Consider the following 20,162-nt stretch of genomic DNA (forward strand, 5'->3'; position numbering starts at 1 on the left):
AAGGATAAAAATAAATGTTAAGTAATTCAACGATTTTAGTGACAGGTGGTACAGGTTCATTCGGACATAAGTTTATCCCGATGACTCTTGAAAAATATAACCCTAAAAAGATTATTATTTTCTCAAGAGATGAAATGAAGCAGTGGGAAATGGCTAAACTGTTTCAGGATGATCCACGCGTACGCTTTTTTATTGGCGATGTAAGAGATAAAGAAAGGCTATACCGTGCTTTAGATGGAGTTGATTATGTCGTGCATGCTGCTGCTACTAAAATTGTTCCAACAGCAGAATACAATCCTTTTGAATGTGTAAAAACGAATGTACATGGGGCAATGAACCTAATTGATGCATGCATAGATAAAGGTGTTAAGGGTGTAGTGGCGCTATCAACTGATAAAGCAAGTAGTCCTATAAATCTATATGGTGCTACTAAACTTACTTCTGATAAATTATTTGTAGCAGGAAATGCTTATAGCGGTCAGCACGTGTCTAAATTTTCTGTCGTAAGATATGGCAATGTGATGGGATCACGTGGATCAGTGATCCCTTTCTTTTTGTCAATCAAAGAAAGAGGTGAGCTACCTATTACTGATGATCGTATGACACGTTTTATGATTACTTTGGAAGAAGGTGTTGAGCTTGTATGGCATGCTTTTGAAGATATGGAAGGTGGTGAGATTTACGTTAAAAAAATTCCATCAATGAATATTATGGATGTAGCAAAAGCTGTAGCGCCAGAAGCTGCCACTAAGGTGGTTGGTATTAGACCTGGTGAGAAACTACATGAGCAAATGATTGGCGCTGAAGATTCTTATTATACTTATGAATACCCTGAACACTTTAAAATCTTACCTACTATTAACAATTGGGGTCATTCACCTGAGAGAGTAAAAGATGGTAAATTAGTTCCAGAAGGTTTTGTTTATTCAAGTGATAATAATACTGAATGGATGCCAAGAGAAGAGCTCGAATCTTGGGTACAAGAGAACAAAGATAATATTGGTAAAATCTAATGAATTTTATTCCCTACGGTCGCCAAAATATTACAGAGGAGGACATTGACGCGGTCGTCAATGTCCTCAAGTCTGATTATTTAACGCAAGGTCCTAAAGTACCAGAATTCGAGAATGCAATTAAAGAATATTGTAATGTTGAATATGCTCTGGCAATGAACAGTGCTACTTCAGCCCTCCACGTTGCGTGTTTGGCTTTGAACGTGGGCCAAGGTGACATTGTTTGGACGACACCTATTACGTTTGTAGCATCTGCAAACTGTGCTTTGTATTGCGGTGCTACAGTTGATTTCGTGGATATTGATCCAAGAACCTATAATTTATCTATTCAGTCTCTAGAACATAAGCTCGAAGCTGCTAAAGAGCAAGATAAATTACCAAAGGTAGTGATTCCTGTGCATTTATGTGGTCAGCCTTGCGATATGGAGAGGATATATCAACTTTCTAAAAAGTATGGTTTTTCTATTATCGAGGATGCTTCACATGCTATAGGTGGTAAGTATAAAAACCAGCCAATAGGTAACTGCCAATATTCGGATATCACGATTTTTAGCTTTCATCCAGTCAAAATAATTACGACTGCTGAAGGCGGCGTAGCAACCACGAAAAACGAAGAGCTAGCGCAAAAGATGGATTTGTTACGTAGTCATGGTATTACTCGTGATTCTGATCTCATGACTCACGAACCCGACGGGCCTTGGTATTATCAACAAGTTGACTTGGGTTATAACTATCGTATGACAGAAATGCAGGCAGCGCTTGGGGTCTCACAAATAAAAAGACTATCGAGTATTACAAAAAGTCGTCATGAGATTGCAAATAGATATAATGAGAAACTAGCTAGTCTTGCCGTGATTGTGCCTTTTCAAATACAAGAAGCTTATTCTGGTCTTCATCTTTATGTAATTAGATTAAAGCTAGATGAAATCAAACCTACGCATTTAGAAGTTTTTAAAGCTTTGCGTGCTGCTAATATTGGTGTCAATCTTCATTATATACCTGTACATCTTCAGCCTTATTACAAAGAGCATTTTGGCTTTAAACTAGGTGATTTTCCACAAGCAGAACAATACTATGAAGAAGCTATTAGTCTACCTTTATATCCTGATTTAAGTATTGAAAGCCAAGATAGGGTGGTTTGTACACTTAAAAGTATACTGAACTCTTAACGAATCAGACATAGTGTTAACTATAGGCTATCAATTGAGCATGACAATCAAGACCTTAGTCTTTCAAAGAGGTAGTGCTGTATAGCTAACATTTAACGCAAGTCTGTATTATTCTTGGGTTTCTATGCTTTGATTGATCTTACTACTCTATATTTTATTGTATGGGTTGTTATTTTTTTTAAAAATTGGATGAATAGGTATTGAGAATAATATGGAACAAACTAGTGTTATAGTTATCCAGGCCAGAACCAGCTCTAGTCGGCTTCCTTGTAAAGTTATACTACCAATAAAAGGAATTCCACTTGCGGTATTAGCAGCGCAAAGAGCTGCTAATACCAATCGAAAGGTCATAGTAGCTACATCAAAAGAAAAAGATGATGATCTTTTAATTAAGGAGCTTGAGAAATGGAATATATCCTATTTCAGAGGAAGTTTAAATGATGTACTTGGAAGAATAGTGGAGGGTCTATCTTCGTTTGACGATGATACAGTAGTATTTAGACTAACAGCAGATAACGTCTTTCCAGATGGAAATCTAATTGATGAATTAGAACAAAGCTTCTATGCAAATGGTTCTACATACTTATCTTGTAATGGTCAAATTTCAGGATTGCCTTATGGGGTTAGTGTTGAGGTATTAAAACTATCTGATCTCAGAGAAGCAAATAGAGAGACTAATGATGATTATGATCGTGAACATGTAACGCCTTATATTATTAGAAAATATGGTTCTAATACTTTTACTAAGTACCAGAATCATCAGCTCGGTTTGTATAGATGTACTATTGATGACTTCGATGATTATCAGAGAGTAAGTAATGTATTTGAGAACTTTGATGAGCCAGTGAATACTTCGTTGTTTACTCTTATCAACCAGTTGAAAGTTGAAAGTCCACAAGTAATAACACAGAATCCTCTACATAAGTTGGTACTTGGCACTGCTCAACTAGGTATGGCTTATGGAATAAACAACTATAAAGGCCAACCAGATAGTACAGAAAGTGAAAGTATAATTAAGCTCGCGATTTCCAATGGTATCGAATATTTGGATACAGCTAGAGAATATGGTGATAGCGAAAAAGTAATTGGTAAAGCTGTGAAAGGTAGTTGGGCTAGTAGAGTTCAGATTATAACAAAATTATCAGCGTTGTCTGCTTGTTCTAATATAGCTGATAAAAATGCTATAAACGCATTTATTGATAAAAGTATTTATGAATCCCTTTTTTATCTAGATAAAAAAAACATTGATGTTTTGCTTTTACATAGATTTGAGCATTTAAAATATTGGGATCATGCTGTCTGGGAGCGACTAAACTATCATAAAGAGCAAGCTAGAATTAATTCATTAGGCGTTTCTGTACAGTCGCCTGATGAATTATTAGAAGCTTTAAAGGTCAAAAGTATTGAGTACATACAGTTGCCATTTAATATCTTAGACAATAGATGGGGTGATGTTGTACATGAAGTCTTAAAACAGAAGAAAGAGCGTAACTTAACTATTCATGTGCGCAGTATCTACTTACAGGGTCTGCTGCTATCTAATAATAATAGGAGCTGGCAAAAAGCAGGTGTCGAGGATTATATAACTATCAATACATGGTTAAATCATCTTATATGTACCTTAGGTCGGAGTAGTATATCTGACCTATGTATCGCATACGTAAACTCAGCAGAATGGATAGATGGTTTAGTTATAGGTATGGAGACTGTAGAACAGTTTAAAGAAAATATGAAGCTGCTCATGAATCCTAAATTAAATACCTTGCAAATAGCCCAAATAGAGTCATCACGTCCAGAAATCCCAAGTTCTCTATTAAATCCTGCAAAATGGAAAACATAGCATGAAAGATACGAATGATTTGTTCTCACTAGTAGGGAAAACTATACTTGTTACTGGTGCAACAGGATATCTTGGCAAAGAAATGGTTTTAGCTTTAGCAAAGGCAAGAGCACACGTTCTAATAAATTCTAGAAGTGATAAACGATGTATAGAAATGGTAGATGAATTGAAAGGTCTTGGTTACAACGTTGAAGCTGCCGTATTTGATGTTACTGATAAATCATCAATTGATGCCTTTAATAGCAGTATAAAACTTAGAGCTTTAGATGGAGTGATTCATAATGCATACAATGGAAGAGGTGGAACAGTTGAGATCGCTAGTGCAGCTGATTACATAGAGAGTTACAATATTAGCGTTGTTGCTGCTCACAATATATTAAATGTTTTCTTACCGAAGTTGAGGGAAGCCGTAAAAATGTCGGGAGGAGCTTCATTTGTTAATATATCTTCAATGTATGGACTAGTAAGCCCTGATCAAAGAATTTATGAAGAAGCTGTGACTACAAACCCTCCTTTTTATGGGGCAGCTAAAGCTGCAATGTTACAATGGACTAGGTATGTAGCATGTGAATTTGGTTTAGAAGGGATTAGATGCAATAGTATTACTCCTGGCCCATTCCCTTCAACAAGTGTTATTAAGGCTAATCCAGAGTTTGTTAGAGTTTTAGCAGACAAAGTGCCACTAGGTAGAGTTGGTCACCCAAAAGAGATTACAGGCGCTATTATATTTCTTCTGTCTAATGCCTCTAGCTACGTGAATGGTAGTAATTTGGTGGTAGATGGTGGATGGACAGCTTGGTAGTTTGGAACAATAAGTGGCAAAGACTTTCTTAGAGTTTTTGTGTTTTTCTAAATGATGTTAGCTCAATAGTGTAACTAGATAAATTGTTAAGATACAAACTAAGGATATAGAGTTGAAAATAGGTTTTAGAGTTGACATAGCTAAACACATAGGAACAGGTCATTTACAGCGTTGTCTTACATTAGCTCGTGAACTGAAAAAGATCTCTATTTCAAGTATTTTCTTCGTTAGAGAATATGATAAAGAATTACTGAGTTTAATCGTTATTAGCGGTTTTACTTATTACATTATTGGGTATGCTGCATCCGAAGATATTTCTGAAGAGCATTTAAATTGGTTAGGGGTTTCTCAAGAGCAAGATGCTCAAGAGTTCATTAATGCTGTTACTAAGCAACATATAGATATGATAGTCATTGATCATTACTCGATAGATAGCACATGGGAAAATATAGTAAAAAATGCGATATCTTTACCTATAGCAGTAATTGATGATTTGGCAAACCGCAAACATACTTGTGACTTATTGATTGATCAAAATTATTGGCCAAATCTTAACTCTAGATATGATGATTTAGTGTCTGGTCATTGTTCAAGGTTATTAGGACCAAAATATTCACTGCTTAGAGACGAATTCGTTTCTTTACGAGAATCTAAAGCACAAAAACCTTCAGATGAGTTGAAGACTATATTAGTAAACTTTGGGGGTGTTGGTAATATGGAAGTCTGGAAAATTTTCCTACCAGCACTAGTTAAATATAACAAATTTAAATTTCATGTTATTACTGGGAAATTACCTTTAGAAGATCTTGCTTATTGTAAGAATATGGTCAAACAGTCCAGACATATATTTTTAGAAGAGCAAACTGATCAAATGTCATCTTTAATGAAAGTTAGTGACTTTGCCTTAGGCGCCTGTGGTTCTACAGTATGGGAAAGGTTCTGTTTAGGATTGAATTCAGCTCTAATCGATGTGGCAGACAATCAAAAAGACTTAGTACATTACTTACATGAAAAAGACCTAGTCGACTATTTAGGTAGTTTAAATACTATTACTGTTGATTCTATATTTAGCTACTTAATTCGATTGTCCATAAGTAACACTAAATATCTAGTACGTAAACATAACATTATGAACTTAGTAGATGGAATAGGCGCAAATAGAGTAGTTAAAGAGCTTGTTCTAACTTATGAAAAAAGGTGTTAATAGATGATTAACGATACGCTTATATTAATTCCAATAAATAAGAATGATTTAGATTACTTATATAGCCTTCAATGTATAGAGGGTATACGGAAGTTCGCATTGGATTCTAATACTCCTAAGTATGATGATCATATCAAATGGTTTAATGACAAGCTAAAAAGCAATACAACAGAAATATTTAAAATCGCAGATAATAACATTACTGTTGGGGTTGTAAGACTTGATTTGATATTAGACAGTGCAAAGTCTACAGCAGAAATCTCCCTAACTATTGATCCTAAATATGCTGGTCAAGGCTACGCTAAACGAACAATTAATAAGGTAATAAAAGTTACTGATTTAGATGTATATCATGCTGTAATACATGAAAATAATATTGCCTCTCAGAAGGTATTTGCTGCCAATAATTTTAGTTACGACAGCATGTATCGTCCAAACTTTAATTTATATATATATCATGAGGTTTAATTGATGAAAGATTTTTTCATAGAAAATAGACAAATCGGTCCTAAGCACGCTCCTTACATCATTGCTGAAATGTCTGCCAATCACAATGGCGATATTGAGAACGCATTTCAAATAATTGAAATGGCTAAGCGTTGTGGGGCTGATGCAGTAAAAATGCAAACCTATACTGCGGATACTATTACCTTGAACTCCAATAAAGAAGAGTTTCAGATAAAAGGTGGCTTGTGGGATGGTCAAACTTTATATGATCTTTATCAATCTGCTTACACTCCTTGGGAATGGCACAAGCCATTGTTCGATAAGGCAAGGGCAACAGGTATTACTATGTTTAGCTCTCCTTTTGATACAACTGCGGTTGATATGTTGGAAGACTTAAATGCACCGGCGTATAAAATTGCTAGTTTTGAAGCAATTGATTTACCACTTATTAGGTATGTGGCTCAAACAGGCAAACCTATGATTATTTCAACAGGAATGGCTAACGATGAGGAGATAGCAGAAGCTATTGATGCTGCTAAATCAGCAGGCTGTAACCAGTTAGCTATCCTACATTGCGTTAGTGGTTACCCAGCCCCTTCTAGTGATTACAACCTAAGAACTATACTAGATATGCAGCAACGATTTAATCTGATTACAGGCTTGTCAGATCATACATTGGATAACACTACTGCAATAGCAAGTGTAGCACTGGGGGCAAATATAATAGAAAAGCACGTAACCCTAGATAGAAGTGGCGGTGGGCCAGATGATAGCTTTTCTCTGGAAGCAGCAGAGTTAAAACATTTATGTGATGCTGGACGTATTTGTTGGGAGGCATTAGGTAGAGTGGATTACGGCCGTAAGTCAAGTGAAGAAGGTAACGCACAGTTTAGAAGGTCTCTGTACTTTGTAAAACCTTTGAAAGTTGGGGATATAATTACATCTGATTCTATCAGAAGTGTAAGGCCAGGTTTTGGTCTACCTCCTAAGATGTTAGAAAGTATTATCGGCAAAACAGTATCAATCAATGTTGATTATGCTACGCCTGTGACATCCGAAGCTATTGCAAAGTAATATATTAGAGTATATCAAGTATGATAGATAAACAGTCTAAAGCCCATCAAAAGTCTGAGTTAGCCGAGTATTTTTCAAAACGTACTCAAAATCACTGGAAAAAAAAAGTACCAGCTGGTAAAGAGTATCAGTTCGTAGTTCATGACCCTTATGAGATATTTGGAGAAGATAGTGGTTTTGAAAAGCTATATTTAGTAGGAAAAAACTGGGTAGAGGGTACAGATAAGCCTATAGCAGTTGCTATAGGTTGTAACGATTGGAAGTTTGGATTTATTGCAGATTATTTAGATGAATTTAGAGTAGCGTTTGCACCACGTAAATTAACGAACTACAAAATGATAGGTGTAATGCAGCGTTTATCTATCAAACCTGAAGTGGTAGTAATATGGGGCTACAATGAAAGCACATTTTTAAACAGGTATATAAGCTATAAAAATATAGATATATGGCGTGTAGAAGATGGTTTTATACGTTCTGCAGACTTGGGAGCTAATGGAGCCACTCCATACTCGCTTGTTTTTGATAAATCAGGATTATATTATAACTCTACACAACCTTCGGATATCGAAAAAATTTTAAATTATTATGACTTTAACATTCATAATAATTTAGCAAAAGAAGCTTCTAAGCTTCTAAGCTCAATCATAGATTTGAAAGTATCTAAGTACAACCCTCCTGCTATGTATCACTCTACTAGTCTTAAACTAAAGAAAAGAGTACTTGTTATTGGACAAGTAGATAACGATGCATCAATTCGATATGGAAATCCAGATGGATGGTCTATGGAGGATATGGTTCGATTAGCTAAATATGAGAATCCAAATGCCGAAATATGTTATCGCCCTCATCCAGAAATCTTCAAAGGATTTCAAGAATCTAATTTTAAGAATACAAATGTAGAGCTTTTCGCTGAAATATTATCGCCTGATGAACATATTATCGATTTAATTGAAAGGGTAGATCATGTTTACACTATTACTTCTTTGACTGGTTTAGAGGCACTACTTAGAGGAAAACAGGTGACTGTGTTAGGTCAACCTTTTTATGCAGGTTGGGGATTAACGGATGATAGAAGTGAATTTGACTTAACCAGACGAAATAGAAAGCTGTCTTTGCTTGAGTTATTTATCGGGGCTTATATTATATATCCGAGATATATAGTAGGGGTCGCAGAAGGTTCTGAAAATAATATCTACCCCTTGATTACTACTATCCATAAGATACGTAGTGAAGTGCTGCAATTAACATATAAAGCTGATTATCAAGGTGAGTTGGATGAGGGTTTGGAGCCTTCCTTGCAGTTAACGGTTCAACATACATTGAGGAACCTTGCAACTTGCGATAGTAGACTGTATAAAGAAATGTTTATCTATTTCAAGCCTTTTGAAATAGATGCAATTTTACTCAATTATACTTGGGGTGAAGTGTCTTTAGAAAAAAGACAAGACTTCCTAATTAGTATTATGAGTGTCTGCGATCAAGATGTTTTTATTGATTTTTTATTTTCTATTAAAAGTCAGTTAGATAACTTGTTTTTAAATAAATTGATATCAGGTTTTTTTCCTAAACAGAAAAGTATAAGTTTGATAGAGGCTCAAGAGTTTTTTGCAGAATCTGAACTCATATCTCATGATTTGTATAATGCGAATGAAAATAATGTAAAAGAGACGAATTCTGAAGTTGATTCTGAAGTTGATTCTGAAGATAGAAAGTTAGAAGAATGGAATAATCAGAAGCGACAGTTACTTGTAAGCAAATTAGAATTTTTTAGTTCACGAAGTGATTTCTCTCAATTATTAAAAACTATTGAAGAACTGTTACGATTACCAGACAGCACGATAAACAAAATAAACTACCTCAATACTGCTTCGAGGACTTTATATAATACTTTTAATTTCAATCAGTCGTTAGGTATTAGTCTAATGTCTATGATGATTGATATAGAAAAAAATAATAGAAAGGCATTGAATCAATATATAGATAATAAATATATTCTAAGTAATTATTCTATACCATGTATTATAGATTATGTACTACTTTCTACCAAATTGAATCCTGAACTAATATCTAAATATAGAGTCATGGTTGGTCGTGGTTCTACCTGGTTTGACTTAATAGGTTCAACTGTATATCTCAGCACAGATAAGTCTATATCTCGTTTAATGGGATTGATCGAACATGGTGATTACATAGCTTCTAAAAAACTGTTTTTGGAGTTGTACAATTCTAAAAATACTAGACCTGATAAGCTACTAAAGGTATATACCGATTTTTTACATTCTGAGGGAAAAGATTTAGAGGCTATAGATATTCTCGAAAGCTATTCAAGGTTCAATACGAGTGAATTTATTACAAAGCAGTTGGTCAGACTAAATATATTTATAGGAAATTTTGATAGGGCAGGAGAGCATATTGCGCATTGTACCAGTATTGGGATGAGCTTAAACACTACCTTTGAATTGCCAATATTACAGCATAAAGGAAAAATTGGTGAGGCATATGAATGTTATATAAACGAAAACTTTACTAATGATATTGGTTTCTTATTACAGAATAATTTTAGAAAAGCTGTAAAAAGTGCTGACATTACTATCGAGAATAATAGTTTGATATTGGCAGTCTATGGTCCCGGTGACGAGATTAGATTTATGTCTATCTATAGCGAACTTGAAAAAGCTTATTCATCTAAGTCGTTTACCATCTCGTGTGATTATAGATTGTATAACTTACTTAGTAGATCGTTCAAAAATATAGATTTTTTGCCTATTCGAAGAACAAGAGGTTTTAGTGAAAGCTATCCTGTAGGTGATTATGATCAACTGCCCTCTACGACGCTCACGACCATTTTAGATAATAATGCTTTTAAAAAACTAGAGAATTACAGTAAAGTATTTTTAGTAACTGATTTCATAGGGAAATTTAGAGACACTTATGCAGACTTTACAGGTAATAAATATCTATATGCGGATATTGATTTAATTGATAAATATAAGCAACGCTTACAATCTTATAAATTATCTGGCAAAAAACTAGTAGGATTAAATTGGAGAAGTAGCCTTACTAACTTTACCCGTATGGAGCATTATTTAGATATTGAGCAATTAGCTCCTATTTTTCATAATGATTCAATACAGTTTATTAACTTACAATATGATGATTGTGCAGAAGAGTTAGAGTGGATCGAACAGCACTTTCCTGGGAAGATGATTAACTTTACTAATATTGATCAATATAATGATCTAGACGATGTAGCAGCTTTAATGATGTGCTTAGACTTAGTTATTGCACCTGCTACGACAGTTGCAGAACTAGCTGGTGCCTTAGGAGTTAATACTTGGTTATTTTCCAACTCTTCAGAAATTACATGGAGAAAAATTAATAATGACTCTACTGATGTATGGCATAGCTCAATGACTATTGTAGATGTCCCAAATAAGGGTGACAAAGAAGCATTAGTTAGCGAGTTGAATACAAGATTACATAGCTTCGGTCACTCTAATGAATAGTATTATCTATCTCAACTATACAGCAATTGACCCTCATATCGGTTGTATTGGAGTATGCTATGCTCACTTAACATCTTTATTTAGTAGAAATATAAAAGTAAAAACTTATAGCAATTCTGAAATCAAACAGTATTGGAAAGGGGATCGTGTATCTTCTCTTGAGTTTATACAAAGTAGTGATATAGCAAACGGCGTTCACTTATGTGATGGAGTTATAATAAATGGTGAAGGTACTTTACATCATAATAGAGGATTGTTTTTACTAGCTATAGCGGAATTTGCAATAAGTATCAATAAACCTGTTTTCTTAATTAATGCTACTATACAAGAGATAGACGGTTTTGATGATGTTTTTAAAAGCTTGACTGATTTAGCTGTCAGAGAGCGGCTGTCTTATGAGTATCTGCGTAGTAAAGGTATCGACTGTAGGCTAACAGTTGATAGTATAGTAAATGCTGACTTCAGTGATGAGATTAGTATAGATTTTTGTTCAAAGGTAATTGTAAATGACTGGCATCCCCATGTAGAGTCAGTTATCTATCCCATCGTAAGCAAAGTCCGAACTGACTATGATGTTTCATACTATCCATTACAGAATAGTGAAGCTTACAATCAGTGGCAGCATACAGTCGCTAATTTTCAAACAGCAGATTTAATTATAGCACCTAGATATCACTCGATTTACCTTAGTGGATTGGGCGGTAAGCCCTTCGTTGCATTGCCTTCCAACTCTCATAAAGTGGAGGGTATTATCAAATCATCTAACCTTCCTCTACCAATATGTACTCACTCTAAAGATCTTGAAAGCTGTATCAATTATGCTATGAAAAATAGAAATTTATACAAAGAGTTTCAGTCATTTTTGAAAGAAAGTAAAAATAAAGATTTTGAGGTTTTCGATACTTATTTTGGTTTATTATTTAATAACTCTGATGTAAAGGAATCTATAACAGTCAATCAGTGGCAGGAAAGTATAAAAGTACACTGTAATACCTCTAAAACTAACTTTTATAAAAATGTACTAAGAGAAAACTTGCTTCTGAGTGAAAAGAACTTGTTAGCTAAAAGTAATCTTATAAAAAATCGCTCTTATACTATATATTATAAAAAATATAGTACTATTTTTATTAAAGATAGCAGCTTAATATTTAATGCAGCAATAGCAGCTTACGGAGTCAGAGATTTTAATACTGCTGAGAAATTACTTAAGCAGTTGATAGAGTTGGATGCCAAGAGAGCTTATAAGTATCTAAGTTATTTATATATGGATTTGGGTCGTTATACCGAAATATTAGACTTAGAAACTAATGACAAGGCTGGCTGGAACCAAGCTAAATATATTTACCTACTTCACTCACACAGATTGCAAGAAGCATGGGAGCTATTGCACTTTAGACCTTTTAGTTGCAATTTGATCGATAATGGAAGTCATTATTCATTACATCTAGATTCTAAAGAAATTACAGTGATAATGGAAGGCGGGATTGGTGACCAAGTTAAACAATCTTTAATTTTTAAGTATCTTACTGAGAATTTCTTAAAAATAACTATAGTTTGTGATGAGAGGTTGATAGCTCTATTTACAAGAATTAATCCTGATTTTGTCTATATGAATCAAGATGACTTTTTGAATGACCATCACGTTATGGTACCGGCTCAAGATTTATTCTCATATTTTAGACATGACCTAGAGAAAATTTATGTATCGTTAGCGGCTGATGAAAACCTAAAAGCTTATTGGTTTGGGTTATTTAATAGTTTTGATAAAGATAAAATTATAGGTGTTTGTACGGGTACAGAAATAAATACTCCTGAGAGAATAGCTAATATATTTTCTGCCAAAAATTATCATAAAATATTCGAAGTTTATGATAATTTTTTATATGTAAATATTGGTATATTGGGGTTCAACAACATTAATGTATATGAGCCAAGAATAGATAGAAAGAATGATATTGAAAATATTGCAGCAATAATAGAATGCTGTGATCTGATAATTACTCCGCCCAATAGTTTATTAGATATTTGTGGGGGATTGGGTAAAAAGGTAATTGCTTTATCAACTGGTAATAAGTTTAATTGGCGTTTTAATCAAAAACACCAAGATATATATCATAAAAATACAACTTGGGTTGTAACATATACTATAGATAAGAAGACTATAACGGTGCATAAATGTTTAAATGAAATTAAAAATATTTTTTCACCTGTGTTTCAATGAATTGGTATTTTGACAATACTAAGTTTAATTAGAAATAGTACTATCTTATTGTATCTTTAACCATTCCTTGGTATAACATAAAGACACTTCTATCATAAAGGTGTCTTTTTTTGTGCCTGAGAAATTTATGAAAAATACAATATTAGTTACAGGCGGTGCTGGATATATCGGTTCGCATACTTGTATAGCACTACACGAAGCAGGCTATGATATTGTTGTATACGATAACTTATCTAATAGTAGCCGTGAAGCGATTAACCGTGTCTCTACTCTTATTGGACAGACAATTGAGTTTATCGAAGGGGATATACGAGATCCTGAGTTACTCAGAGAGGTCTTTGCTTCGCACGAATTCTTTGGCGTGATTCACTTTTCTGGGTTAAAAGCAGTTGGGGAGTCAGTAGCAAAGCCATTGCTGTATTATAATAATAATGTCAGCGGCACCATAACCTTGTTAGAAATTATGGAAGAGTATAATGTGAAAAACTTCGTTTTTTCATCATCTGCCACTGTCTATGGTGACCCTGAAATTCTGCCTATCGATGAGAAATCAAAGCGTTCTTGTACCAACCCTTATGGTCAGAGTAAGCTGACCGTCGAGCATATATTAGAAGACTTAGCTGTGTCTGATGACAGCTGGAACCTGATTGCTCTTAGATATTTTAATCCAGTAGGCGCACATCCATCAGGACAAATTGGCGAAGACCCCAATGACATTCCTAATAACTTGATGCCTTATATTTCTCAAGTGGCCGTCGGCAAACTTGACAAGCTCAGTATCTTTGGTAGTGACTATCCTACTGTCGATGGAACAGGTGTACGTGACTTTATTCATGTTACTGATTTAGCTCAAGGTCATGTGGCTGCACTAAATTATCTAGATAAACAAACCAGACCAAATGAAGATAATACGGCAAAAAAGAACTCAGTAGGCTTTTTACCTATCAACTTAGGCACTGGCAAAGGTACTTCTGTATTAGAATTGGCATCTGCATTTTCTGATGTATCTGGTCAGAGCATTCCTTATCAGTTTGTAGAACGTCGTGCAGGGGATATCGCCAGTTGCTATGCCAGTGCCGATAAAGCGAAAACACTGTTAGGGTGGCAAGCTGAACTATCAATTGCTGATATGTGTCGAGATACATGGCATTGGCAGAGCATGAACCCGAATGGCTATGATGTCTCTTAAGTCGTATGGCGTTACAGCTGCCTAATAATGCGTTATGATTGACTCATTCCTACCCACCTTCTTAAAATAACTAAAAAACTATGAAAAAAATCACTCACGCTGTTATTCCTGTCGCAGGCTTTGGCACCCGTATGCTGCCATTGTCGAAATCTGTGCCAAAAGAGTTGTTGCCGCTTGGCAATCGCCCTGCTATTCACTACGTGGTCGAAGAGGCTATCGCTGCCGGTATTAAGCATATTGTCTTGGTCGGTCATGCGCAAAAAAGCGCTATAGAAAACTATTTCGATATCAATGCGGAATTGGATAACCAATTGCGTCATAAAGGCAAAGATGAGTTGGCTGATAGCTTAAATTGGTTGCCAGAAGATGTGACTGTGTCGATGATACGTCAAGGTAAGGCGTTAGGTTTGGGACATGCAGTACTGGCAGCGCGACCAATCATTGGTGAGCATGACTTTGCCGTATTGTTACCTGATGTCGTGCTTGATCCTTTTACTACTGATATGTCAGCTGACAATTTGGCGTTTATGTTAGATGCCTTTGCTACCGATGGTCATTCACAGATATTGGTTGAACAAGTAGCGGATGAAGACGTACATAAGTATGGTATCGCTCGACTAGATGAAAAGCTCAGCAATACTAATGACATTGATGAAGAAATAAATACTAATGCCAGCTTTAAAGTAGTTGGTTTTGTAGAAAAGCCTAATTTAGCTGATGCTCCTTCCAATCTGGCTGTGGTAGGGCGCTATGTATTTAGTAACCATATCTTTGATTACTTAGCCAATACTAAAGCTTCAGTTGGCGGTGAGATTCAGCTGACGGATGCGATTGACGCGCTCATTAGTGAATATGGTGTCCATGTCACAACTATGCGCGGCAATAGCTACGATGCAGGAGATATGCGCTCGTATATGCAGGCATTCATCTACTTTGCCAAGCAGCAATTAGCAGATGATGAATAGCTGATGGAAGAGATAAAGGGCGATAAGGCATATAGCAGTGCTCGACATTCTAAATACTGGCAGCAACTACAAACGCTTGCAAAGCATCCGTGGTCGCTTGCACAGTCATTTGCGCAAGATGATAAACGCGCTAAGCATTTTAGTGTGCAGACTGGTGCGCTGTATATGGACTTTAGTAAGCAGCGTATTGATCAGACAGTATTGTCTAATTTGCTAAGTTTGGCCGATAGTTGTGAGCTGGATGCCCGTATTGATGCGTTACTACAAGGGGCGATGGTAAATACCAGCGAGCAGCGTGCTGCGTTGCATACGGCGCTACGTTTGCCAGAGACAGCGACATTACAAGTCGATGGACAAAATATCGTCACTGATGTACATCATAGTTTGTCACAAGTGGCACGCTTATCAGAGCGCGTGCGCAATGGTACATGGCGCGGGTTTTCGGGCAAGGCGATTACAGATGTTGTCAATATTGGGGTTGGTGGCTCTGATCTAGGCCCACTCATGGCGACTACAGCGCTCGACGAGTGGGCAGATACCAGTATTGAGGTGCATTTTGTCTCCAATATGGACGGTACGCAGCTTGATAATCTACTCAAGCATTTAAATCCTGAGACCACACTATTTATTATCTCTTCCAAATCCTTTGGGACAGTTGATACTTTATCAAATGCCAAGACAGCATTATCTTGGCTACTTGCGACGGCAAAACTCCGTGCAGGAACAGAAGATAGTGTATTGCGTCGTCACTTTATCGGCATCTCAGCCAATAGTGAAAAAATGAGAGCTTGGGGAATTCATCCTGAGCATCAGTTGCAGCTTTGGGAATGGGTCGGCGGTCGCTTCTCTCTATGGTCGGCGATTGGCCTTGCCATTGCTATTCGTATTGGTATGAATGGCTTTAAGGCACTATTAAGCGGTGCTCATAGTATGGATGAGCATTTTGCACAGGCTGATTTTTCGGAGAACCTACCGGTATTATTAGGGTTGCTTGCCGTTTGGAACAGTACTTTTTTACAAGTAAATGCGCACACTGTATTACCTTATGATGGCAGGCTAGGCTATTTGCCGAGTTATCTTACCCAGCTAGAGATGGAGAGTAATGGTAAGTCCGTTACTCGGAACGGGGATCATATTGACTATGATACTTGCCCAATCCTATGGGGTGAAATCGGCTCAAATGCACAACATGCATTCTATCAGCTGCTACACCAAGGCACGCAGCAGGTTTCCTGTGACTTTATCGCTTGTGTACGTCGCTACGGTGATGAGGCGCGAAACTCCTCATTGCAGCAACAGCACGAATTGTCTTTAGCAAATTGTTTGGCGCAAAGTCGAGTATTGGCATTTGGCAATGCTGCTGTAACAGATCTGGTCGATCCACAGACAGTTTCCGAAGCAGACAAATATAAGTATTACCGTGGTAACCAACCTTCAACCACGTTACTGATTGATGAGCTGACGCCGCATAGCTTAGGCGCATTGATAGCGCTTTACGAGCATAAGGTCTATGTCATGGCCAGCATTTGGGATATCAATCCGTTTGATCAATGGGGCGTCGAGATGGGCAAGCAAATGGCAGACTCCGTACACCATGCTATGCAGCATATTCAGAAAGATGCTCAAGGTCTATTCGATACGTCTACTGACCAATTACTACAGCGTATTAAACAGCTGTCTTAGTAGTATTGATACGTCAATAATATAGGAAAGCACGCTCATGGAGACGGCTTTAGATGGTAGCCATATGAATAAATATAACAATAAATCTGAACCAAACCAATTAACTGATTCCACAGTCTGTGTGCTTATCGGTCATAGCATAGAGGCGATTACCAGTGCAGTGGTGCTGGCAAGTTTCGGTCAGTGTGTACATCTTTATGCAGACAAGACGCTACTGAAACAGCAGATACAGCAATATGGTTTTGAGCATCATCTGCAAGCCCTATGGCAAATGTATGAGCAGCAGCAGGTCATTATCAGTAAGGAATTGCCAGCTAGTGCCGATATGCTAATAAAGGGCTATGAAGCAGCTGGTCATAACGAAACTGATATTCAAAGTACGGTGACGCTTTATTGGTTGTTTTTAGACAGTGTCAAGCTAGCATGGACAGAAGACAGTTGGATTACCGCGTTTAATCAAAGCCATCAGCAGGCGCTACCTGTGATTATGAGCGGCATTGAGCAATTAGGCCATGTAGCCGATTTGGCTCAGCGTTTACGACGTGCTTGGGTCTATTATGTGCCATTTGTATTCTTACAAGACGGCGATGCGTATAGCTCGATGTTGAATCCTTCGTTATGGCTACTGGGTGAAAAGACAGCAAGTAGCAGCCAGCACTTGAATGTATTGAAGCCCTTGATGCAGCACGCACGCGCTACTCATCATGCTGATATCGCAACGATAGAGTTTGCTCGCAGTAGTATCATGGCGATGCTAGCGACTAGAGTGAGCTTTATGAATGAGATGTCACGTTTGGCTGATAGTCAAAACGTCGATATCAGTCAAGTCAGTCGCATTATGGGATTGGATGAGCGGGTAGGCAGCAGTTATTTAAAAGCAGGGTGGGGATTCGGTGGTAATACTTTGCCTACCGAGCTGGCTAAATTGCAACAATCAAGCCGTACACACAGTTTGGATATGCCTCTATTACAATCTATCGTGCATATCAATGAAGATCAAAAAGAGCTGATATTCCGTAAATTTTGGCAATATTTTGATGGGTTCATTGATAATAAAACAGTTATGATTTGGGGCGGTAGTTATAAATCAGGTTCAGGACGTACCGCTGGTTCAGCTATTCATCCGTTGTTAGCATTACTGTGGTCTTATAATATTCGCACACTGGTTTATAGCGATAAGGCACAGCATGAACTTGCCGAGCTCTATCAGCAACAGCCATTGCTTGAGCTTATTATTAGTCCCTATCAACAGCTTTGCGATACCCATGCTATTTTCATCGTTAGTTGGTCACCGCGAGATCAATTAGATATTGCCAAAATCAATCAGCAAGCCATGCCAGTATTTGATGCGCAAAATGCCCTGACATGCTCGCAAATTAATAGCTTAATAGGTGACTATATGGGTATTGGTCGAACTAAATAGTTTGATTTAAGGTTTTCTGTGTATAGAAAAAAGGCTCGCTAATACTCATTAGCGAGCCTTTTTCGACTGACAATCAGAATGATTTTTACTGAGTTAATGACTTTATGCTGGTACGGCACCTTGCGTTGCTAGCCATTGCTGAATTTCTTGAGTTTTAGCAGCCAGTAACGGCTGCTCACCGCGACTTTCGATATTCAATCTGATAAGCGGCTCAGTATTCGATGCTCGCAAATTAAAGCGCCATTCGCCAAAACTCAGACTTAAACCATCGAGTGTTGATTTAATTGGTTGCTCGTTGCTGAATTTATCTTCAATTGCGCTAATAATTGTTGGTGCGTCATAGGTTGTAAGACGAAAGTTTAGTTCACCTGAGCTAGGATAGGCGGCAATATAGCCTGTGACCAATTCGGATAGTGTTTTACCAGTGATAGACAACAGTTCAATGGTCAATAACCATGGAATCATGCCACTGTCGCAATAGAAGAAGTCGCGGAAATAGTGATGTGCGGACATTTCACCGCCATATACAGCACCTGAGTCCCGCATGACTTGCTTGATAAATGAGTGTCCAGATTTACTAATGACAGCCTTACCGTTGTGTTCCTCTATCACTGCTTCGGTGTTATAAATCACTCGTGGATCATAGACGATTGATTCACTCGGGTATTTGTTCAAAAAAGCTTGAGCGAGCATACCGACGATATAGCTACCATCAATAAATTCGCCATGTTCATCGAATAGGAAGCAGCGATCAAAGTCACCATCAAAAGCGATGCCAAGATCTGCGTTATTTTCCAAAACGGCTTGCTGGGTAGCCACTCTATTGGCTTCGATCATTGGGTTGGGGATGCTGTTAGGAAAGCTACCATCTGGTGTATGATGCAGTTTAATGACTTCAATCGGTGCATCTGCTTGTGCTAATTTATCTATTAATAAATCGACCACAGGACCTGCGCTACCATTGCCTGAATTAACGACCAGTTTGAGTGGTTTTAGTTTATCAGTATCGATAAAAGTCATAACATGATCGATGTACGCGCTTTTATCCGTCAATAACTGCAATTTGCCTGATTGATTGTCAGTCGTGAACTGCCCAGATTCTGCCAGTGCTTGAATCTCTGCCAACCCATCATCGGCGCTGATTGGTTTTGAATGTTCTTTAACCAGTTTTAGGCCATTATAATTGATAGGGTTATGACTGGCAGTCACTTCGATACCACCTAACGCCTGATAGTGACTGGTGGCAAAATATACTTCTTCAGTACCACTCATACCCAAGTCAATCACATCAACGCCTGCATCCATCATACCTGTGATAGCTGCTTGCTTTAACTGCTCACTAGAGTGGCGAATATCACTACCGATAACGATAGCAGGTTTTAGAGTTGCCATATCATTGACTTGGGTTTGAGCCGCTGCCTGATAACGCTGATATAAAATCTGCGCAAAGGCACGCCCAATACGGTAAGTAATCTCTTCATCCAGATTAACGCCAAGCTCACCACGTATATCATAAGCTTTGAATGAGCTGATCGTAATAGGGTCGAATGTCGCAGCTGGTTGATAGCTGGTGGTCGCAGAAGTGGGCATAATGATAAAGTTCCTCGCGCATGAGCAGTGGTAAAA

The 20,162-nt window shown here is 37.2% G+C and carries 14 protein-coding genes; 13 read left to right on the forward strand and 1 reads right to left on the reverse strand.

Translation table 11 applies throughout. The annotated features are described in order from the left end of the window. Positions 1-14: 14 nt before the first annotated feature. The 13 genes from pseB to B2863_RS07980 all read left to right on the forward strand — a co-directional run bounded on the left by pseB (position 15) and on the right by B2863_RS07980 (position 18,536). Complete coding sequence (gene pseB, locus B2863_RS07920; protein ID WP_296209038.1) at positions 15-1,013, forward strand: UDP-N-acetylglucosamine 4,6-dehydratase (inverting); 999 nt, start codon at positions 15-17, stop codon at positions 1,011-1,013. Continuing rightward, a complete protein-coding gene (gene pseC / locus B2863_RS07925; protein ID WP_296209041.1) occupies positions 1,013-2,182 on the forward strand; it encodes a UDP-4-amino-4,6-dideoxy-N-acetyl-beta-L-altrosamine transaminase in 1,170 nt (389 codons plus the stop codon). The genes pseB and pseC overlap by 1 nt, the downstream gene beginning before the upstream one ends. Before the next feature lie 211 nt (positions 2,183-2,393). Next, positions 2,394-4,022 (forward strand): aldo/keto reductase, encoded by a 1,629-nt coding sequence (locus B2863_RS07930; RefSeq protein ID WP_296209044.1) that lies wholly within the window; start codon positions 2,394-2,396, stop codon positions 4,020-4,022. Position 4,023: 1 nt separating this feature from the next. Next, on the forward strand, positions 4,024-4,824 hold the full coding sequence (locus B2863_RS07935; RefSeq protein WP_296209047.1) for an SDR family NAD(P)-dependent oxidoreductase: 801 nt from the start codon (positions 4,024-4,026) through the stop codon (positions 4,822-4,824). 112 nt (positions 4,825-4,936) lie between these two features. Continuing rightward, the gene (gene pseG / locus B2863_RS07940) at positions 4,937-6,028 is read left to right on the forward strand and encodes a UDP-2,4-diacetamido-2,4,6-trideoxy-beta-L-altropyranose hydrolase (protein ID WP_296209050.1); all 1,092 of its coding nucleotides are present in this window, start codon (positions 4,937-4,939) and stop codon (positions 6,026-6,028) included. Positions 6,029-6,031: 3 nt separating this feature from the next. Continuing rightward, on the forward strand, positions 6,032-6,496 hold the full coding sequence (locus B2863_RS07945) for a GNAT family N-acetyltransferase (RefSeq protein WP_296209055.1): 465 nt from the start codon (positions 6,032-6,034) through the stop codon (positions 6,494-6,496). Beyond that, the gene (gene pseI, locus B2863_RS07950) at positions 6,497-7,549 is read left to right on the forward strand and encodes a pseudaminic acid synthase (RefSeq protein ID WP_397476662.1); all 1,053 of its coding nucleotides are present in this window, start codon (positions 6,497-6,499) and stop codon (positions 7,547-7,549) included. It abuts the gene before it with no gap. Between the two features lie 20 nt (positions 7,550-7,569). Further along, positions 7,570-11,055, forward strand: coding sequence for a hypothetical protein (locus B2863_RS07955; protein ID WP_296209060.1), 3,486 nt, complete (start codon positions 7,570-7,572; stop codon positions 11,053-11,055). Then, a complete protein-coding gene (locus B2863_RS07960; RefSeq protein ID WP_296209063.1) occupies positions 11,048-13,276 on the forward strand; it encodes a polysaccharide pyruvyl transferase family protein in 2,229 nt (742 codons plus the stop codon). The genes B2863_RS07955 and B2863_RS07960 overlap by 8 nt, the downstream gene beginning before the upstream one ends. A 127-nt stretch (positions 13,277-13,403) precedes the next feature. Further along, entirely contained in the window at positions 13,404-14,465 is a 1,062-nt protein-coding gene (gene galE / locus B2863_RS07965) for a UDP-glucose 4-epimerase GalE (RefSeq protein ID WP_296209065.1), read from the forward strand. Between the two features lie 80 nt (positions 14,466-14,545). Continuing rightward, positions 14,546-15,430 carry a UTP--glucose-1-phosphate uridylyltransferase gene (locus B2863_RS07970; protein WP_296209067.1) on the forward strand — a complete coding sequence of 295 codons (885 nt, stop codon included), beginning with the start codon at positions 14,546-14,548 and terminating at the stop codon, positions 15,428-15,430. A gap of 3 nt (positions 15,431-15,433) precedes the next feature. Next, positions 15,434-17,113, forward strand: a complete 1,680-nt coding sequence (gene pgi / locus B2863_RS07975) for a glucose-6-phosphate isomerase (protein WP_296209069.1) — start codon at positions 15,434-15,436, stop codon at positions 17,111-17,113. A 37-nt stretch (positions 17,114-17,150) separates the two neighbouring features. Next, a complete protein-coding gene (locus tag B2863_RS07980; protein WP_296209070.1) occupies positions 17,151-18,536 on the forward strand; it encodes a UDP-glucose/GDP-mannose dehydrogenase family protein in 1,386 nt (461 codons plus the stop codon). A gap of 102 nt (positions 18,537-18,638) precedes the next feature. On the opposite strand, the gene B2863_RS07985 is transcribed toward B2863_RS07980, so the two are convergent. Next, complete coding sequence (locus B2863_RS07985) at positions 18,639-20,126, reverse strand: phosphomannomutase CpsG (protein ID WP_296209073.1); 1,488 nt, start codon at positions 20,124-20,126, stop codon at positions 18,639-18,641. Positions 20,127-20,162 lie beyond the last annotated feature (36 nt).

This window comes from Psychrobacter sp. UBA3480, assembly GCF_002377945.1.
Taxonomy (GTDB): domain Bacteria; phylum Pseudomonadota; class Gammaproteobacteria; order Pseudomonadales; family Moraxellaceae; genus Psychrobacter.